This window comes from Shewanella sp. S23-S33 (assembly GCF_043359565.1).
In the GTDB taxonomy this organism is placed as follows: Bacteria; Pseudomonadota; Gammaproteobacteria; order Enterobacterales; family Shewanellaceae; genus Shewanella; species Shewanella oncorhynchi.
Map to the genome: position 1 here is coordinate 97,002 of NZ_JBHFFD010000052.1, position 19,699 is coordinate 116,700.

Below are 19,699 nucleotides of genomic sequence, written 5' to 3' on the forward strand. Positions count from 1 at the left end.
TCTCCAAATAAATAATATGAATCTCTAGCCGATCACTAACTCAGCCAGAGGGCGCGCTATTTTACCCATAAACCCACCCTAGCGCAATAAAAGGCAGGGACTAATGCATCAACTAATTTAATCATTTGTCGATGGATAGCGGGCTAATGCGTTTCTGCAGGTTCGTCATGGATAACAATGAGTCGTTTCGGCGCTAATAAGCCATCTTCGTTCATTGTGCCAATCCCCACAAATCGGCGAATGTCACCTAAAGTGATACGTACCAACTCATCGGTTTTCAATTCTGCATTAACCGGTACCCGAACCACTTGACCTTGCATTAAGTAAGGAGCTATCGCATCCGGCACATTCACCTCTGGGAAATCGGCCACGGCCGTGTCCATAGGCAATAACAGAGGGTCGAGTAATACGCTCGGATCTATCTGTTGTTCATGTGCTTGAGCAACTAGCGCTTCAAGTTGTTCTAAAGTGACCATTCTGGCATAGGGATACTGCGCAACTTGGGTGCGGCGCAGCATAATCACATGGGCGCCACAACCGAGCATCTCACCGAGATCGTCTATGATAGTGCGAATATAAGTGCCCTTAGAACAATGAATGTCTAAGGTCAGCTCATCGCCTTCAAGACCGATGAAATTTAGCTCAAATACCGTAATAGGGCGAGATTCACGCGGCACTTCTATGCCTTCACGGGCATATTTATACAGGGGCTGACCCTGATATTTCAGCGCGGAATACATAGAAGGCACTTGCTGAGTTTCACCACGGAAGAAATCAAGCGCGGTTAATAACTGCGCCTCGGTAAAATCAATGGCGCGGGTTTGCACCACTTCACCATCGGAATCACTGGTATCTGTCCGTTCGCCAAGCTTTGCAGTGACTAAATAGCGTTTATCGGCATCCAATAGATGCTGAGAAAACTTAGTCCCTTCGCCTAAGCATACAGGTAACATACCTGTCGCTAACGGATCGAGTGCGCCCGTATGCCCAGCTTTATTCGCATTAAAAAAGCGCTTTACCCTTTGCAATGCAAAGTTAGAACTCATGCCAGTGGATTTATCCAGCAGCACTATCCCATCGATAAAACGACCTTTTGGACGACGAGCCATTAATCTTTACCTTCCGTTTCATCTGCGTCATCAGCAATATCATCACCTAAGACTTCATCTTCAACCGATGCGTCTTCGCTGCCAAATTGCTGTTGCTTCGCTTTGTCTTGGTTGATCACTTGGCTAACTAAGTTAGACATGCGCATACCTTCAACTAGCGAGCTATCGTAGATAAAACGCAGTTCAGGCATGACACGCAGCTTCATACGACCCGCCACTAAAGTGCGGATATAAGGAGCTGCGCTGATCAAAGCGTTTAGCTTTTCTTGAACGACAGCTTTGTCTTCTTCGAAAAAAGTCACAAACACTTTGGCATAGCTGAGATCGCGAGAGACGTCGACGTCATTCACAGTCACAAAGCCAATACGAGGATCTTTCATGTCGCGCTGTAGCACTTGAGCAAGTTCTTGCTGAAGCTGCTGAGCGATTCGACGAGTACGACTGAATTCTTTTGCCATAATATTTCTTACCATAGCTTAAATTGATAAGGGCGGCTAAAGCCGCCCTTAATATCGTTACAGAGTACGAGCAATCTCGACGGTTTCGAATACTTCGATTTGGTCGCCTACGCGAACATCGTTGTAGTTCTTAACGCCAATACCACATTCCATACCATTGCGAACTTCAGCAACGTCGTCTTTAAAGCGACGTAGCGATTCGAGTTCACCTTCGTAGATAACAACGTTATCACGTAGTACGCGAATTGGCGCGCTACGCTTGATGGTACCTTCGGTCACCATACAGCCAGCAATTGCACCCAGCTTAGGTGACTTGAACACATCACGAACTTCAGCCAGACCGATAATTTGTTGTTTGAACACAGGAGACAGCATACCTGTCATCGCTGCACGCACTTCATCAATCAAATTATAGATAACGCTGTAGTAACGTAAATCAACACTTTCACTTTCGATAGTCTTACGGGCTTGTGCATCGGCACGTACGTTAAAGCCAACCATGATAGCGTTAGAGGCTGCCGCTAAGGTTGCATCCGTTTCAGTCAGTGCACCCACACCGCGAGCGATGATGTTCACTTTCACTTCGTCGGTAGACAAACCTGTTAACGAATCAGTAATCGCTTCGAGTGAACCTTGTACGTCTGCTTTAAGAACGATGTTCAGTTCTTTCACTTCGCCGTCTGTCATGTTCGCAAACATGTTTTCTAGCTTAGATTTTTGCTGACGTGCCAGTTTCACATCACGGAACTTACCTTGACGATACAGGGCAACTTCGCGAGCTTTACGTTCGTCACGAACGACTGTTGCTTCATCACCTGCAGACGGAACGCCTGACAGACCTAGAATTTCAACAGGAATAGATGGACCCGCTTCAGTGATTGAACGACCGTTTTCGTCTTTCATTGCACGAATTTTACCGTACTCAAGACCACACAGAACGATATCACCTTGGCGCAGCGTACCTTCTTGAACCAGAATCGTAGCCACAGGGCCGCGACCTTTGTCCAATTGTGATTCAATGACCACACCGGCAGCCATACCATCACGTACCGCTTTCAGTTCGAGAACTTCAGCTTGCAGTAAGATACCTTCTAACAGTTCGTCAACACCTTCACCTGTCTTAGCTGAAACGAAGGCAAACATGTTGTCTCCACCCCAATCTTCAGACATAACACCGTGTTGTGACAATTCGCTCTTAACGCGATCGATATCCGCTTCCGGTTTATCCATCTTGTTCACAGCCACGATTAATGGCACGTTACCAGCTTTAGCATGTTGAATAGCTTCGATTGTTTGCGGCATTACACCGTCATCGGCAGCAACAACTAGCACAACAATATCCGTTGCCTTGGCACCACGGGCACGCATTGCGGTAAACGCGGCGTGACCAGGAGTATCAAGGAAAGTGATCATGCCATTTTCAGTTTCAACATGGTATGCACCGATATGCTGAGTAATACCACCGGCTTCGCCAGCAGCCACTTTAGCGCGGCGAATGTAGTCGAGTAACGAAGTCTTACCGTGGTCAACGTGACCCATGATAGTCACAACTGGTGCACGAGATTCTAGCTTGATGCCATCTTCATCATCACGGTCTTGTAGCACTTGGTGCTCAAGTTCGTTTTCACGGATAAGCACAACTTTGTGACCCATTTCTTCAGCAACTAGCTGGGCAGTCTCTTGATCTAACACTTGGTTGATCGTGACCATAGAACCCATTTTCATCATCTGTTTGATGATTTCAGTCGCTTTCACTGCCATTAAATGCGCAAGTTCAGAAACAGTAACAGTTTCACCGATACGCACATCACGGCTCACTGCTGCCACTGGCTTATTGAAGCCATGCGCCATAGACTCAGGTGCAGTACTGCGGTTACGCATGTGCTTTTCACGGCCGTCACGGGCATCTTTGCCGCCACGTTTTTTCGCGTTGCTCTTGTTACGAGCACGACGTCCGCGTTTTTCTTCATCCAGATCAGAAGTATCTTCAGCAGCACGAGCTACTTTAGATGTCGTGATGTGATGATCACCGTTTTTCTCGGCTTCTAAACGTTGGCGCTCTTCTTCGGCCCAGCGCTTAGAATGTTCTTCAGCGAGTAAGCGAGCAGTTTCTGCCGCTTTAGCCGCTTCTTCGTCTTGCTTACGTTTGGTTGCCGCTTCTTGCGCCGCTTTCAAACGTTCAGCTTCTAGACGAGCCGCTTCTGCTTCTGGTGACATATCTTTAACCACTTTCACTTCGGCTGCTGCTTTAGCTTTCGCCTTAGCTTCTGCTTCCACTTTTGCCTTAGCATCTGCTTCAGCTTTCACTTTTGCTGCCGCAGCAGCTTCTGCTTCGGCCTTTGCTTTTGCCAAAGCTTCTGCTTCGGCTTTCGCTTCTTCTTCAGCCTTCAGAGTAGCCTCATTAGCATCACGCTTAACGAAAGTTCGTGTTTTACGAACTTCAACTTTAACATCTTTAGATTGACCACCATTACCGGCCACACTTAGGGTCGATACGGTTTTACGCTGCAGCGTCATTTTCGTTGGCGCATTTTCGCCACCGTGCTGCTTTTTCAGATAATCCAGTAACTGCTGCTTTTCAGCTTCAGTCACTTTATCAGCTTGGCCTTTCTTAATTCCAGCCTGAGAGAATTGCTCAATCAGACGTTCAACACTTTTACCCACTTCCGTGGCCAATTTCTCTACGGTAGTATCTGCCATCAGTTAAATCCCCCTGTTGATCGACTTATGCTTCTTCGCCAAACCAACAGATATTGCGGGCTGCCATGATGAGCTCACCTGCTTTTTCTTCTGTCAATTCTTCAATTTCGATCAAATCATCAATGCCTTGTTCAGCCAAGTCTTCTAGAGTCACAATACCTTTGCTAGCGAAAACATAGGCTAAGTGTCTTTCAACACCTTCAAGTGCTAGCAACTCTTCACTTGGCTCCACACCATCCAGTGCTTCTTCAGTAGCGAGAGCTCGAGTTGAGATCGCCGCTTTTGCACGTTCACGTAAAGCTTCGACGAGATCTTCGTCAAAACCGTCAATCGCCAATAGTTCAGACACAGGCACATAGGCAACTTCTTCGAGCGACGTAAAGCCCTCATCTGCCAGTACTTGTGCAAAATCTTCATCGACATCCAGTGAGTTAACAAATAAATCAACCACCTTGGCACTTTCTGCCTGATGTTTCTTATTCATATCTTCCACTGTCATAACGTTCAGAACCCAACCAGTCAGTTGTGTTGCTAAACGTACGTTCTGGCCATTACGTCCAATGGCTTGTGCCAAACTATCGGCTTCAACAGCGATATCCATAGAATGGTTATCTTCGTCGACTATGATAGAGGCAACATCGGCTGGCGCCATGGCATTGATCACGTATTGTGCTGGATTATCATCCCACAACACGATATCAACACGCTCGCCACCCAGTTCATTCGAAACGGCTTGTACACGCGCACCACGCATACCCACACACGCACCGATAGGATCGATACGGCGATCATTCGACTTAACGGCGATCTTAGCGCGAGCGCCTGGATCACGAGCAGCGCCCATGATTTCAATCAGTTCGTCAGCGATTTCAGGCACTTCAACACGGAAAAGCTCGATCAGCATTTCAGGCTTAGTACGGCTTAAGAATAACTGTGCACCACGAGCTTCTGGACGTACTGAGTACAATAATGCACGCACACGGTCACCAGGGCGGAAAGATTCGCGTGAAATTAAGTCTTCACGGAACAATACGCCGTCAGCGTTATTACCTAAGTCAACCACTACGCTCTCGCGAGTCGCTTTTTTGACCACACCAGTGATTAACTCACCTTCTTGATCTTGGAACTGCTCAACCACTTGCGCACGTTCAGCTTCACGTACTTTCTGTACGATCACTTGCTTAGCGGTTTGAGTGGTAATACGGTCAAACACCACTGACTCGATATCGTCTTCGATAAACTCGCCAGGCTGGATGTCCGGATTTTCGTAACGTGCCGCTTCTAACGTGATTTCACGATAAGGGTTTTCTAACGCTTCACCGTGATCATCAACTACCATCCAACGACGGAAAGTATCATAACCACCGGTTTTACGGTCGATAGCAACACGAACGTCAATATCACCTTCGTACTTTTTCTTGGTTGCTGTGGCCAGAGCAATCTCTAGCGCTTCAAAAATTTTCTCGCGTGGAACGGCCTTTTCATTTGAAACCGCCTCAGCGACTAGCAGAATCTCTTTATTCATCTCGTCTTGCCTCGTTCACCTTGAAACCATCAAAACTTAGCGATTAAGTTGCCTTTGCGGATATTATCCAATGCGACAACTAACTCTTTACCATTCACTTTCAGCGAGAGCATTTGCCCGTCGACCGCAGTGATGGCGCCTTTTAAATTACGACTGCCGTCAACCGGCATAGTCAATTGAAGCTTTACATCCTCGCCTACATAGCCCGCGTACTGCTCAGCAGTAAATAAGGGTCTATCTACGCCTGGCGAAGAAACCTCTAGGGTATATTCTGTAGAAATAGGATCTTCAACATCGAGTACAGCACTGACTTGGCGACTTGCATTGGCACAATCTTCAATATTGATACCATTCTCACCATCAATGAACACTCGCAGTGTGGAATGCTTACCCGCTTGAACATATTCAATGCCCCACAGCTGAAAGCCTAATGCTTCCACAGGTACTTTGAGCATTTCTGCCAGTCTGAATTCTAACGTTGCCAAGATTGACCCCCGAAAAAACAAAAAAGGGCTTAATAGCCCTAGTACAACGCCACATACGAAGCATGCGACAAATTTAAAAGTCCCAGATAACAAAAAACCCCGTAATCACGAGGTCATTAATTTCAAGAACCTGTAAACCATAACGAATTCAAACACTATTCGTTACTAGGAGCTGGTTGCGGGGGCCGGATTTGAACCGACGACCTTCGGGTTATGAGCCCGACGAGCTACCATGCTGCTCCACCCCGCGTCAACTGTGTGCAAGTATATTGACTATCGTCATTTCTTGCAATAACTAAGAGAGAACTTATCTCGTCTATCTTAGTTATATTTGGTGCCGAGAGCGGGACTTGAACCCGCACGACCGTTAGGTCACAGCCACCTCAAGGCTGCGCGTCTACCAATTTCGCCACCTCGGCGACACCTTTTACTAGTCAGGAATTTTCGTTTCTGACTTTTGGGTTCCTTGCTCAACAGGTTGGGTAACCTGTTCAGTGTCTGAACCTAAATCTTTCCATGAATCTTCATTTTTTGCGTGGTTTGCACTTAAGTTACCAATAAGTAGACTTAAAGTGAAAAACGCAATGGCAAGAATTGCCGTACTGCGTGTCAGGAAATTACCTGAACCGCTTGAACCAAAAAGAGTACCTGATGCACCGGCGCCAAAAGAGGCCCCCATGTCAGCTCCCTTACCTTGCTGAATTAATACTAAGCCTATTAGACCTAATGCAACCAACAAGTAAATAACTACTAGAACTTCATACATATTATGCGCTCATCGCTATGGTACACAGACTTAAAAACTCGCTAGAGTTTAAGCTAGCACCGCCAATCAGTCCACCATCAACATCAGGTTGGGCAAATAAATCTGCAGCATTACTCGGTGTCACACTACCACCGTAGAGAATCCTGATATTTTCTCCGATAAACGGAGACACTTCAGAGAGGCGTTTGCGAATAAACGCATGAACTTCTTGTGCCTGCTCTGGTGTAGCACTTTTACCTGTTCCTACAGCCCAAAGCGGCTCGTAGGCGATAATAGCGTTATCAAAAGCCATAGTGCCATTTTTCTGGATCACTATATCCAATTCTTCAGCAATCACCTCAAAGGTGCGTCTTGCTTCACGTGCTGGACCTGACTCACCCACACATAAAATTGGAGTTAAGCCATGCTTTTGTGCAGCGGCGAATTTCTCCGCTGCGATATTACTCGTCTCTCCGTACATACGGCGACGTTCTGAATGCCCGATAATTACATATCGACATCCTGAATCTTTGAGCATCTGACCTGAAACTTCTCCGGTATAAGCGCCAAAGTCATGTTGACTTAGGTTTTGTGCGCCCATCCTAACAAGTGAACCGTCTAACGCTTCCTTGTTTGCTTCTAGCAGTTGCCTAACGCTCTCTAGATAGATAGAAGGCGGGCATAAAACCACTTCAGCTGAATCATTTTGGAGCTTAGAGGCAAATTTTTTGAACAACTCTTGTGCTAATGCCGCACTGCCGTTCATCTTCCAATTGCCAGCTACCATAGGACGTCTGAGTGCCATCACTGTCTCCTCTGAAAGCGGCGTGAATAATAGCGAACCACTTATTAAGTTACAATAGCTAAATTCGAATTTTTTCAGATATCAGGTTGGAATGCTTATTTTTTACACGCCAAAGCTGTTTTCTGTTCATTTGTGCAGCTAACACCTTAATTTTAAATTGGTATCAGCCGCACTCATTACAAAATTAGCAAATATTAGCTTGCCGATTTTACCGCATCCGCAATCAAATTTGCGTGCGCCAATACTGCACTATGATCGTCACCTTCAACCATGACACGGATCAAAGGTTCAGTACCTGACTTACGTAATAATACTCGGCCACGCACGCCCAGTTGAGATTCAACCTGTGCCTGCACCGCTTTAACTTTATCTGACTTAAGAGGGTCGTGCTCGCCTTCAAAGCGCACATTGACTAACACCTGCGGCAACATTTCCATCGCAGAAGTCAGTTCTTCTAGCGTGGCATTCTGACGACGCATAGCCGCTAACACTAAAATCCCCGCAACTATGCCATCACCTGTTGTGCCGTGATCAAGATTGAGGATATGCCCTGAGTTTTCACCGCCGATGCGCCAATCGAGTTCTTTAAGTAGTTCCATCACATAACGGTCGCCCACTTTCGAACGCGCAAAGGGGATGTCTAATGCTTGCAAGGCGAGATCAAGCCCAAGGTTTGACATTAACGTACCAACTACACCACCGCGTAATACGCCACGGGATTTCGCATCACAGGCCAGAATATATAAAATTTGATCGCCGTCGATCACTTCGCCTTTGCTGTTGACCATCATAATACGGTCACCGTCACCGTCGAGTGCAATACCTAAATCGGCACTTTCGGCTAGAACGGTTTCACAAATTTTGCCCATGGACGTCGCGCCCACTTTATCATTGATGTTCATCCCGTTGGGTTTATCACCAATGGCAATCACCTCGGCGCCTAACTCACGAAACACAGCTGGCGCTATGTGATAAGTTGCGCCATGGGCACAATCAACCACAATTTTTAGCCCAGTTAACGTGTGTTCTGCAGGAAAATTACCTTTGCAATACTCAATATAACGGCCACGGGCATCTTCAATACGCGATACCTTCCCCAATAGATGCGACTCAACACAAACGAGGGGCTTTTCAAGCTCGGCTTCAATTTCTAGCTCTAGGTTATCGTCTAACTTACTGCCGTCGGTGGAGAAAAACTTAATACCGTTATCGTAATACGGATTGTGTGACGCGCTGATCACCACCCCAGCTTCGGCGCGAAACGTGCGCGTCAAATAGGCTACAGCTGGCGTTGGCATAGGTCCCATTAACATCACATTAAGGCCTGCAGCAGAAAGGCCAGCTTCTAATGCTGACTCAAACATATAGCCCGAAATACGGGTATCTTTACCTATAATCACCTTTTTGGTACCACTGCGGGATAACACGCGCCCCGCCGCCCAACCTAACTTAAGCGCGAGCTCAGGCGTCATTTGACCTGAACCGACTTTTCCCCGAATACCGTCAGTTCCAAAAAATTTACGTTCTTTCATATCGCTCCACAAACTCAAATGTGTCCCAATGATTTGGGATCATAATATTAATTAAATGCTTAACGAGAGCATAACGATGCTTAAAAATACGCTTGTGTCGCTTGTAACACCTTGAGCATATCCACAGTTTCAGTAACATCATGCACACGAATGATATGAGCGCCCTTTTGGGCCGCTATCATAGCGCCAGCAAGGCTCCCAGCAAGACGTTCTGAGGTCGGTTTTGCTAAGAGGTTTCCTATCATGCTCTTACGAGACAATCCTATCAATATCGGTAAATCAAACTGGGCAAAACAGTCGAGCTTCGCCAGTAATTCATAGTTATGTTCTAAGCTTTTACCAAAACCAAATCCCGGATCGAGTATTAATAATTCACGGGGGATTCCTGCTCGCAAGCAAGCTTCAATCCGCTCAGTTAAAAAGACAGAAACTTCTTCAATAACATTATGGTAAGTCGGTGCAAATTGCATGCTTTTGGGTTCACCTTGCATATGCATTAAGCATATGGGGACTTGCAACTCTGCAGCAGCTTCAAGCGCACCAGGCTCCTTCAGGGCGCGCACATCGTTAATCAAATGCGCGCCCGCAGCAACAGCTTGACGCATGACTTCAGGTTTACTGGTATCGACCGAAATCCACACATCATGGTGCGCCGCAACATATTTCACTAACGGGATCACCCGAGCAAGTTCATCGGCTAAGCTCACCTCGGCGGCGCCGGGTCTTGTCGACTCACCGCCAATGTCTATCATTCCCGCGCCTTGAGCCACCATGTCATCGACATGCTGACAGGCAAGCTCATAGGAAGAATATTGACCACCGTCGGAAAAAGAATCGGGAGTGACATTAAGAATACCCATCACAATGGGCGAAGATAACGCGAGGCGTTTAGTGCCAGCTATCAGTTCAAACACGCATTTACTCCTGTAATACGAACACTTACGATTTTACTCACTGGCATAACTTGCGTCATTAATTTCAAGCCTTCATTTTCTATCCGAAAAGACCAATGTCAGAAGATAAATATCAATGGTGGCAGAGAGTATTAATGACAGCGCAGTCAAATTGCTAACAAGGTAAAACAAGAAAACCCCTTTACGGGGTTTTCTTTGGTTTCACAACACATTACTTAGCTGGAGATTCATCAGGATCTTTCAGTTCTGGCTCAGCAGGTGCAGTCACACTGTCTTCAGCTTTCGCTGCTGGTTCACCATGACCATTGCCTTTATCGTTAGAACCACTGTCATCCACTTGCCAATCAGCAGGCTGACGCACTTCACGACGTTTCATTAAATCGTCAATTTGAAGTGAATCAATGGTTTCATACTTCATTAAAGCTTCTTTCATTGAGTGCAGAATATCGAGGTTATCCGTCAATATCTGTCTCGCTCTAGCGTAGTTTTTGTCGATAAAGACTTTTACTTCAGCATCGATAATAGTTGCAGTTTCATCGGACATGGCTTTAGCTTTACCCATGCTGCGACCTAAGAAGACTTCACCATCTTCTTCTGCATACAGCAATGGACCTAACTTGTCCGAGAAGCCCCACTGAGTCACCATGTTACGTGCAATAGATGTCGCGTATTTGATGTCCTGTGATGCGCCAGTCGACACTTTCTCAGTACCGTAGATAAGCTCTTCTGCTAAACGACCACCGTAGGCGACCGAAATTTGGCTTTCTAACTTACGACGGCTCTGGCTCACTGAGTCAGCTTCAGGTAAGAAGAAAGTAACACCCAGCGCACGGCCGCGAGGAATGATAGTCACCTTATGCACAGGATCGTGCTCTGGCACTAAACAACCCACAATCGCATGGCCCGCTTCATGGTAAGCAGTCATTTCTTTTTCAGCTTCAGACATCACCATAGAGCGGCGCTCAGCACCCATCATGATTTTATCTTTTGCACGCTCAAATTCTTCCATGCCTACAACTCGGCGATTTCCGCGAGCCGCAAACAAGGCAGCTTCGTTCACTAAGTTAGCTAAATCAGCACCCGAGAAACCTGGCGTACCACGAGCAATCACACTCGCCTTCACATCTTCAGAAAGCGGCACTTTACGCATATGCACTTTCAAAATCTGCTCACGACCACGAACGTCTGGTAAACCAACGACCACTTGACGGTCAAAACGACCCGGACGTAATAACGCAGAATCGAGTACGTCTGGACGGTTAGTTGCCGCGATAACAATAACGCCTTCATTACCTTCGAAGCCATCCATCTCAACCAGCATTTGGTTCAGTGTTTGCTCACGTTCATCATGACCACCACCTAAACCCGCGCCACGTTGACGACCGACAGCATCGATTTCATCGATGAAGATAATACAAGGTGCCGACTTTTTCGCTTGTTCAAACATGTCACGCACACGGGATGCACCGACACCAACAAACATTTCCACGAAATCAGAACCTGAAATAGTGAAGAAAGGGACTTTAGATTCACCCGCAATGGCTTTCGCCAGCAAGGTTTTACCTGTACCTGGAGGACCCACCATAAGCACGCCCGTTGGAATTCGGCCGCCCAATTTTTGGAATTTAGTTGGGTCACGCAGGTAATCAACCAGCTCTTTCACTTCTTCTTTTGCTTCGTCACAACCAGCAACATCGGCAAAAGTAGTTTTAATCTGATCTTCGCTCATCAGCTTGGCTTTGCTCTTACCAAAGGACATAGCGCCTTTGCCACCGCCGCCTTGCATCTGGCGCATGAAGAAAATCCATACCCCGATAAGCAATAACATTGGGAACCAAGAGATGAAGATTTGGGTAAGGAACCCTGACTCTTCGGCTTCTTGGCCCTTCATAGTGATGCCTTTACGATCAAGATCATTAATTAAATCTTGGTCATATAACGGCATGATAGTAGTGAATTTTTCACCAGTTCGTTTAGCACCTTCAATAGTACGTTGGTCGCTCTTAACTTCAACAGTTGCGACCTGTCCATCACGGACATTATCTAAGAAGGTAGAATAATCCATCTTCTGCGATGACGAAGAAGAGGGGGAGTAACCCTGAAACACTGACATCAGCACAACGGCGATGACAACCCAGAGTATTAGATTTTTTGCCATGTCACTCAAATTACTAGACCTCATTAAGTCTTGCGATTATTAACGCTAGGTTACTACAACTTGTACCCAGTCGCCACAAGATAGACTTCGCGGGAACGAGCCCGTGAAGAGTCTGGTTTACGTGTTTTAACGACTTTAAACACTGCTTTTACCGCTTTCATGTATTCGTCAAAGCCCTCCCCCTGAAAGACTTTTACCGCAAAACAGCCATTAGGAGCCAATACTTGATGGCACATATCTAACGCCAATTCCACTAAATACATGGCACGGGGTTGATCAACACTATCTGAACCACTCATGTTGGGTGCCATATCAGACAACACAACGTCAACTTTAGCATCACCGACGCGAGTAAGTAATGCTTGAAGGACTTTATCTTCACGAAAATCCCCTTGCAAAAAATCGACGCCGACGATGGGATCCATAGGCAAAATGTCACAGGCGATGACTTTACCTCTATCTCCCGCTAATTTAACTGCCACTTGAGACCAACCTCCCGGAGCAGCACCGAGATCAACTACAGTCATGCCTGGGCGAATCAGTTGATCCTTTTGCTGGATCTCCTCAAGCTTAAACGCAGCGCGAGATCGCAAGCCCATTTTTTGGGCGAGTTTGACATAGTGATCATCAAAGTGTTCTAGCATCCAGCGATTAGAACTGGCCGTACGTTTTATACCTGACATTTAAAATCCGCAACAATTGAGAGTTACACAAAGGCTATATAAGGGTAGAATAGCCGTTTTTCAACAGTAACTCAGCAAAAGTTGGTAGAAATGAACTTAACAACCAAACAAAAACAGCATTTAAAAGGTCTAGCGCATCCGCTAAAGCCAGTGGTGCTGCTTGGTGCCAATGGATTGACTGAAGGTGTACTCGCTGAAATTGAAAGCGCACTCGCTTATCATGAACTGATTAAAGTGAAAGTAGCCTCTGCCGACAGAGAGCTAAAAAATGCCATCGTTGATGCCATAGTACGTGAAACTCAATCCGCAAAAGTGCAACTTATTGGTCATATTCTGGTGATTTATCGTCAATCACCAGAAATGAAAATTGCTTTGCCAAAGGCAAAGTAATTTTTCTTGATTTTATCGTGTTAACAAAAAGGCCATTCAATCGAGTGGCCTTTTTGTTTTCGCTGTTAATTTAAGCGATTAGCATAGCCCTAAGGTGTTTCAGAAATCACTTGTTCCTTATAATGCTCAGGCGTTAAGCCTAATAACTCAGGCAATGAGGTACCAACCGAAATCGAAGAGAATGTGCCGGTTAATATACCGATAAACATTGCAATCGAAAATCCTTCCAGCGGCCCACCGCCCATGATCCACAGCGCACCGACCGTCATTAAGGTTGTCCCTGATGTCACCATAGTACGAGAAAACGTCGCCACAATTGCTTGGTTGTTAATGTCTTGAATCGCAAGCTTTGGCTTAGCAATCAATAATTCACGAATGCGGTCAGCGATAATGATCGAATCATTTAAGGAATAACCTAAAATCGCCAGTACAGCCGCAAGTATCGTTAAATTAAACTCCATCTGAGTCAAGGCGAAAAATGCCAGCACGAACACTACGTCATGCACTAAGGCGAATAGGGCACCCGATGCGAGTCGCCATTCGAAGCGGTAACTTAAATAACCTAATATCGCCAGCATAGCGACTAACAGTGCCAAACCGCCCTGCTCTGCCAATTCTTGACCAATCTGCGGCCCGACAACACTGCTGTTAAGCACTTGCACTTCAGAGTTAAGCGGCGCTAATACCTGCTGAATATCGATATTACCTTGCTCTGTATCGGCACTCTTTATATCGGAATAGCGCAACACCCAACGTCCCGGCTCACTGGCGGAGACTACACTCACTTCTTGCTGATAAGCGGCATTGAGTAAAGGTTGCAATTCACTGCTGGTAATTTTTCTATCGATCTGCACTTCGGTGACGACACCGCCAGTAAAATCTAAGCCCCAGTTAAAACCTTTCACGCCGATGATGGTTAATGACACTAGCATCAACAAAATAGAGATAGCACTCGAAACATAACGCCATTTAGTTAGATTAATATTTTTCATGATTATACCTTCACATGACGGCTAGCATCACGTCCATAAACTAAGTTGATCAAGGCCCTTGAAGCAAAGATACCGGTAAACATGCTGGTCAATAGACCTAGACCTAAGGTCAAGGCAAAACCTTGGATTGGACCATTACCTATGGAGTAAAGCACCACAGCAGTAATCATAGTGGTGAAGTTGGCGTCGAAAATGGTAGAAAACGCGCTATCAAACCCCGTATCAATTGCCAGCGCAAAACTGCGACCTTCCTTTAACTTATCTTTTATTCGCTCGAAAATCAGCACGTTGGTATCGACAGCCATACCGACTGTTAACACCAAACCCGCAATACCAGGTAAGGTCAACACAGCGCCAGGGATAAGCGCCAGTAAACCAAACAGGATCACCATATTGGAGATCAGCGCTATATTCGCCACCCAGCCGAGACGGCGATACCAAAGCGCCATAAACAGCAAGGTAATCCCCATCCCTAAACCAAGGGCCGCAAAACCGTTTTCAATGTTTTCAGCACCCAGCGTCGGGCCAATAGTGCGCTCTTCAACAATAGTCACTGGCGCCGTCATAGAGCCCGCTCGCAGTAACAGAGCTAATTGTTGTGCTTCTTGATAGGAGCCTGCACCCGTAATGCGAAAACGATCTCCAAGTTGGGATTGAATCGTCGCGACACTGATAATCTCTTGTGTTTGCTTTGCCTTACCTTGCTCATCACGGCTGTATTCGCTGTAAGACGTCGCCATAGGTTTGCCGATATTGGTACGGGAAAACTCAGACATTTTCTGCCCGCCCACACGGTCAAGGTTAATGTTCACCTCCGCCATGCCCATCTCGCCTAAACTCGCCCTCGCATCGACAATATGATCGCCACCCAGCACTGGTGTGCGGCTCACATAAATAGGCTTACCAGACTTATCATTGAGTACCATAGCATTAACGGAGCCAGACTCTTTAACCTCGAAGAAAGCCAGACTCGCCGTAGCACCGATAACGTTTTTGGCGGCGGCAGGATCTTGTACTCCAGGCAATTCAATCCGAATTCGATGCTCCCCTTGACGCTGAACTAAAGCTTCAGTGATACCGAGCTCTTCAATACGGCTGCGCATCACTTGTAAGTTTTGCTGCACTGTCAAATTACGCAGTTTCGTTTGCTCTTCTTGGCTCAACTTAATCAGTAAACCCGCGCCATCAGCATTGGATAGCTGCCAATTAGGATAGGACTCTTTCATCATTTGACGCACGGCAGCACGGGCGTCATTATCGGGCAACGTCATGTTTAACTGATGACTTTGGTCCAAATGCACGCTAGCACCACGAATTTTCTGTTCACGGATGAATTGACGTAGCGAATCAACAAGCGTCTCGGCCTGAGTTTGATAAACAGGATCAATATCAACATCGAGTAAGAACTGTACGCCACCGCGCAAATCGAGCCCGAGTTTAATCGGCTGAAAGCCTAAGTTTTGTAACCAACTTGGCGCCGCACTGGCAAGGGATAAAGTCAATTCTTTTGGCTCTGCAACCATAGAAGAGACTAAAGTTTTGACTAAGGTTTGTTGGTTATCCGCATCGAGGACAATTAAGGTTTCACCATTTTTTTGGTCGATACGTTTGACCGTCACGCCTTCAGCTTGCAGCTTATCTCGAAGGGCAATAGGTGTGAGCGTTAAACCCGCCTTCGCGCCCACCTGCACCGCCGCATCCTCACCGTAAAATGTCGGCAAGGCACTGAATAGCATCACGATAATAGTGACGATAAGCACTAAGTATTTCCAAGCTGAATAGTGATTTAGCAGCCGTTGATTGGGTTTTCTTTCCATGGGATTAACTCGCTATTTAACGCTCAGCATTTGAATCAAATCGCTAAGCGAACATATTGATATCAGTCCGAAACACATGATTGAGTACCAGCGGCTAAGCTCGTAAGGCTCAAATCATCACTGCTTACTTAAGCAGCTATAAAAAGTTTCGGTGAGTACAAAAAGGCAACAGCATGAAAAATCGATAAGAGTAGGCTCCTATCAACGTCATGCCTAAATAGGCGAGCTAAGCGGCTTGTTGGCTAAATCGATATTGAAGATTTGAGACTTTCCAACCCGAAATTCGGGCGGGGGAAGAAACAGCAGAAAGCGTCCAATCTGATGTGATATCAAGATCGGTGGGTTCAACGACATTGGATGTCGGTTCGGCAGTAAAGTCTACAGCGAGTACATATACTGGCTTGACCTCACGCACATCGTGCTGGGCAAGACTGATAAAACGCGGCGAATTTATCGGGGCAAAATCTAAGTCATCTGAATGACTCACATAGCCAGAACTCGGACAAGGTGCTGGCTGTGATTCTGAGTCTGCACTGACTAGATCGGTATCATGACTATTCGGTGAGCCGCAGCTCTCAACGGTTTGCGCATCAGACTGTGCATTAAATTGGGCATTGAGCTGTGCATTGTCTTGGGCGATAACATCGGCATCGGGCAAACTTTGAGACTCAGCGCTTAGCTTTGCATGGGGGGTAGAGCTATCAAGACTCACAGTATGCATCTGAGCATAATGGCGAGTTGCATCACTGCGCTGTACTGAGGGTTTTGGCGCATAGCTAGCCGAGTGCGCAATCAACATGATCGCCACGCAAACTAACATCAATCCTGTACGCCAATGTTTGACCAAAGCGTGCCCTCTTATAGAACGTTATCAAACTAAAGATGAACCTATTCACTGTTCGCTTTTGATGCTTAACTGTGGGTCCATAAAGTGAAACTCGCGCAAAAAAACAACATACACATTTCGCCAATGTTGATTTTGCTAGGATGGCAGCTTAGGTAAAAACCTACAAAGAGACAAATTAAACTTTGTCCATCTTAACCCGAATTCAACGCTGAAGCGCGATCGATATCCTTGGCTAAAGCCCTAAATTCGAGCCCTAAACTCAAGCCGTAAACAAACTTAATTCGCAGATAACAAAAAACCGCCCTAGGACGGTTTTAGCGATATCGCATGAGTCACGCTCACAACACTACAAGCAAAGTATTATAAGCAGATTATAAATACTGTACTGAGATGATTTCGTAATCTGTCATACCACCTGGCGTAGTAATAGACACTTCATCACCTTCATTTTTGCCGACTAAACCGCGGGCTATTGGTGAATTCACTGAAATCAGGTTTTCTTTAATATTCGCTTCGTCATCGCCGACTATGCGATAAGTCACTTCAACATCGGTATCGAGATTTAAAATAGTCACAGTGGCGCCAAAAATGATACGACCGTTATTCACCATCTTAGTGACGTCGATAATTTGCGCGTTAGATAACTTACCCTCAATATCACGGATACGTGCTTCACAAATACCTTGTTCCTCACGAGCCGCATGGTATTCCGCGTTTTCTTTCAAGTCGCCTAACTCTCTCGCTGAAGCAATTGCTTCAGTGATTTTAGGGCGACGGTCAAACTTGAGAATATCTAACTCTTTACGCAGCTGCTCTGCACCGACAACTGTCATAGGAACCTTAGTCATAACTTCTTTCGTCTCCTTTAAAACAAAAGCAACCCGTGCCAACGCTAAGGTCAACACAGTCAAATGAGGGTGGAATTGCGCTATTCTAATCGTTATGCGCTTTTGATGCACCAAGAACAATACATTGACGCAGCTTACCCAACCTTAAGCAGAGTTACCAGTAATCAAATTCAAATCTGTATACCTAAGGAAATTTCGCACACGTTTTAGTACGAAATGAATACAAAAATGCCCACTCGCCATTTAGACCGTGGGCATTAAGACTCAAAGCAAAAACCTCAAATAAAGGTTAACTCATTTATTCAAGCCCAGCCTCAAAGGTCAAAAAGATTTCACTAACCGTTTTATCAGCAAGGGATTTATCTGCATTAGGGCGCTCAATTGCCGCATGTAAGAGATAACGTCCTGCTGAAGGTAAGATCATTGAAACTTTACCGTCTTTATCTGAGGTAAATTCGATTTCCTCTGGTTTGTTACGATATAAGCTACCGTCTTTCATAATGGCGACTTTAACGCCTTCAACGGGCTTACCATCGAAAACAAATTGCAGGGTAGCAGCTTCGTTCTCAACAATATCTGCAGGATGAGTCACAGGCACTAGTTCTAAATATTCCCCCTTAGGCTTTAACACTTCCTCAGTTGGCTTATTACGTGTGACATAGGTTTCAACCCGCGACACATTTAAAGAACTTTCAAGTTCATAGGCTCCCTTTGGCATAGCAGCAGTTGTGGCTTTTTTATCCATACGGCTGCGTACAACCCCTTCTTTTCCTTTAACTTTATACTGAGAAAAATAACGAGGTGAAACTTCTTTTTCAAACTTATAAGTGCCATCTTGCATCAGTTGCACATCAAACACCGACTTACGTCCGCCCGTGTAACTTGAGCTTGGAGACGTTGGTTTTCCATTTGGCTGTAACACACGCACATCACTGGCACTAAAAGGTTTATCCATCATAAACACTTGATTGCTGGCAGACACATCTGAAGTAATCCACACAATTTCTTCACTTTCAGCCGAAACGTTGAAGTGGCTAGGTAAAATCCATCTGTCGTGGCTACTTGCCAATGGGCTAATACAAAGTGTGCCAAGTAATGTAATAAGACGTAATTTCATGCCTTTTCCTTAAGTTTAACGATTAATATACGGGCTAAATATTTAATGGATTGACTCAACGAGCCATGCCGCTTAAGCGTATGTCGATAACGCCAGTTTCTGTCGTGGCGGGCAACTGCACAGAGAAATCTCCTGCAGCTAAATCGATATTTTGTCGTACAAGATCGCGACCACCGTGTTCACGCACCACTTCAATAAATACAGTGTAAGTGGCAGGTTCAAGCACTTTTCCCGCCTCATCTTTTAAATCCCAATCGATTTTGTAATGACCCGCGGGACGTGTCGCAGATGCAATACCGTCAACAAAGCTCATATCTTCGCGTCCGGCTTTACGCCACCAACGACGGATATCTTTCAACCATTTATGGCCTTCATCCCATACCCAAAGGCTTAAGGTTTTAACCGTTTGCCCCTTGGCATCCTCAACCCATACGGCCACATAAGGTCTGTGATATTGCCCTTCGGTAATTTCAGGCAAGGTTAAATCGACTGTCATTTTAGGCGTCGCAAACGCCACAGAACTGACAAACAAAGCACTCACCGCAATGGTGCGAATAAGATGACGCATACTCGG

18 protein-coding genes and 2 tRNA genes are annotated in these 19,699 nt (G+C 45.9%); 1 reads left to right on the forward strand and 19 read right to left on the reverse strand.

The annotated features are described in order from the left end of the window. Positions 1-143: 143 nt before the first annotated feature. The 13 genes from truB to rlmE all read right to left on the reverse strand — a co-directional run bounded on the left by truB (position 144) and on the right by rlmE (position 13,114). A complete protein-coding gene (truB, locus tag ACHA99_RS13975; protein WP_263178963.1) occupies positions 144-1,109 on the reverse strand; it encodes a tRNA pseudouridine(55) synthase TruB in 966 nt (321 codons plus the stop codon). Then, positions 1,109-1,567, reverse strand: a complete 459-nt coding sequence (gene rbfA, locus ACHA99_RS13980) for a 30S ribosome-binding factor RbfA (protein WP_105251700.1) — start codon at positions 1,565-1,567, stop codon at positions 1,109-1,111. The genes truB and rbfA overlap by 1 nt, the downstream gene beginning before the upstream one ends. 57 nt (positions 1,568-1,624) lie before the next feature. Then, entirely contained in the window at positions 1,625-4,267 is a 2,643-nt protein-coding gene (infB, locus tag ACHA99_RS13985; protein WP_105251699.1) for a translation initiation factor IF-2, read from the reverse strand. 25 nt (positions 4,268-4,292) lie between these two features. Then, positions 4,293-5,792 carry a transcription termination factor NusA gene (nusA, locus tag ACHA99_RS13990; protein ID WP_028761452.1) on the reverse strand — a complete coding sequence of 500 codons (1,500 nt, stop codon included), beginning with the start codon at positions 5,790-5,792 and terminating at the stop codon, positions 4,293-4,295. 29 nt (positions 5,793-5,821) lie between these two features. Then, positions 5,822-6,277 (reverse strand): ribosome maturation factor RimP, encoded by a 456-nt coding sequence (gene rimP / locus ACHA99_RS13995; protein ID WP_006082718.1) that lies wholly within the window; start codon positions 6,275-6,277, stop codon positions 5,822-5,824. A gap of 173 nt (positions 6,278-6,450) precedes the next feature. Continuing rightward, positions 6,451-6,527, reverse strand: a tRNA-Met gene (locus tag ACHA99_RS14000). Positions 6,528-6,609: 82 nt separating this feature from the next. Beyond that, positions 6,610-6,696 (reverse strand) — tRNA-Leu (locus ACHA99_RS14005). An 11-nt stretch (positions 6,697-6,707) separates the two neighbouring features. Next, positions 6,708-7,043, reverse strand: coding sequence for a preprotein translocase subunit SecG (gene secG, locus ACHA99_RS14010; RefSeq protein WP_028761453.1), 336 nt, complete (start codon positions 7,041-7,043; stop codon positions 6,708-6,710). Between the two features lies 1 nt (position 7,044). Further along, positions 7,045-7,827: a triose-phosphate isomerase gene (tpiA, locus tag ACHA99_RS14015; RefSeq protein WP_393943357.1), complete on the reverse strand. Its 783-nt coding sequence runs from the start codon at positions 7,825-7,827 to the stop codon at positions 7,045-7,047. A gap of 194 nt (positions 7,828-8,021) precedes the next feature. After that, positions 8,022-9,359 carry a phosphoglucosamine mutase gene (gene glmM, locus ACHA99_RS14020; protein ID WP_393943359.1) on the reverse strand — a complete coding sequence of 446 codons (1,338 nt, stop codon included), beginning with the start codon at positions 9,357-9,359 and terminating at the stop codon, positions 8,022-8,024. Positions 9,360-9,439: 80 nt separating this feature from the next. Beyond that, on the reverse strand, positions 9,440-10,273 hold the full coding sequence (gene folP / locus ACHA99_RS14025; RefSeq protein ID WP_393943360.1) for a dihydropteroate synthase: 834 nt from the start codon (positions 10,271-10,273) through the stop codon (positions 9,440-9,442). A 211-nt stretch (positions 10,274-10,484) separates the two neighbouring features. Next, on the reverse strand, positions 10,485-12,455 hold the full coding sequence (gene ftsH / locus ACHA99_RS14030) for an ATP-dependent zinc metalloprotease FtsH (protein ID WP_173913187.1): 1,971 nt from the start codon (positions 12,453-12,455) through the stop codon (positions 10,485-10,487). Positions 12,456-12,484: 29 nt separating this feature from the next. Further along, entirely contained in the window at positions 12,485-13,114 is a 630-nt protein-coding gene (gene rlmE, locus ACHA99_RS14035; RefSeq protein ID WP_006082724.1) for a 23S rRNA (uridine(2552)-2'-O)-methyltransferase RlmE, read from the reverse strand. Positions 13,115-13,204: 90 nt separating this feature from the next. Between rlmE and yhbY the strand changes: the two genes are divergently transcribed. Continuing rightward, on the forward strand, positions 13,205-13,504 hold the full coding sequence (yhbY, locus tag ACHA99_RS14040) for a ribosome assembly RNA-binding protein YhbY (protein ID WP_006082725.1): 300 nt from the start codon (positions 13,205-13,207) through the stop codon (positions 13,502-13,504). An 89-nt stretch (positions 13,505-13,593) separates the two neighbouring features. On the opposite strand, the gene secF is transcribed toward yhbY, so the two are convergent. The 6 genes from secF to ACHA99_RS14070 form a co-directional block, all read right to left on the reverse strand. Next, positions 13,594-14,496: a protein translocase subunit SecF gene (secF, locus tag ACHA99_RS14045; protein ID WP_028761458.1), complete on the reverse strand. Its 903-nt coding sequence runs from the start codon at positions 14,494-14,496 to the stop codon at positions 13,594-13,596. Between the two features lie 2 nt (positions 14,497-14,498). After that, positions 14,499-16,313 carry a protein translocase subunit SecD gene (secD, locus tag ACHA99_RS14050; protein ID WP_105251696.1) on the reverse strand — a complete coding sequence of 605 codons (1,815 nt, stop codon included), beginning with the start codon at positions 16,311-16,313 and terminating at the stop codon, positions 14,499-14,501. A gap of 226 nt (positions 16,314-16,539) precedes the next feature. Continuing rightward, positions 16,540-17,133 carry a hypothetical protein gene (locus ACHA99_RS14055; RefSeq protein WP_393943501.1) on the reverse strand — a complete coding sequence of 198 codons (594 nt, stop codon included), beginning with the start codon at positions 17,131-17,133 and terminating at the stop codon, positions 16,540-16,542. 398 nt (positions 17,134-17,531) lie between these two features. Next, complete coding sequence (greA, locus tag ACHA99_RS14060) at positions 17,532-18,008, reverse strand: transcription elongation factor GreA (protein WP_028761461.1); 477 nt, start codon at positions 18,006-18,008, stop codon at positions 17,532-17,534. A gap of 298 nt (positions 18,009-18,306) precedes the next feature. Further along, on the reverse strand, positions 18,307-19,125 hold the full coding sequence (locus tag ACHA99_RS14065; RefSeq protein WP_212599330.1) for a DUF4198 domain-containing protein: 819 nt from the start codon (positions 19,123-19,125) through the stop codon (positions 18,307-18,309). Positions 19,126-19,180: 55 nt separating this feature from the next. Beyond that, on the reverse strand, positions 19,181-19,693 hold the full coding sequence (locus ACHA99_RS14070; RefSeq protein ID WP_105251693.1) for a DUF2271 domain-containing protein: 513 nt from the start codon (positions 19,691-19,693) through the stop codon (positions 19,181-19,183). Positions 19,694-19,699 lie beyond the last annotated feature (6 nt).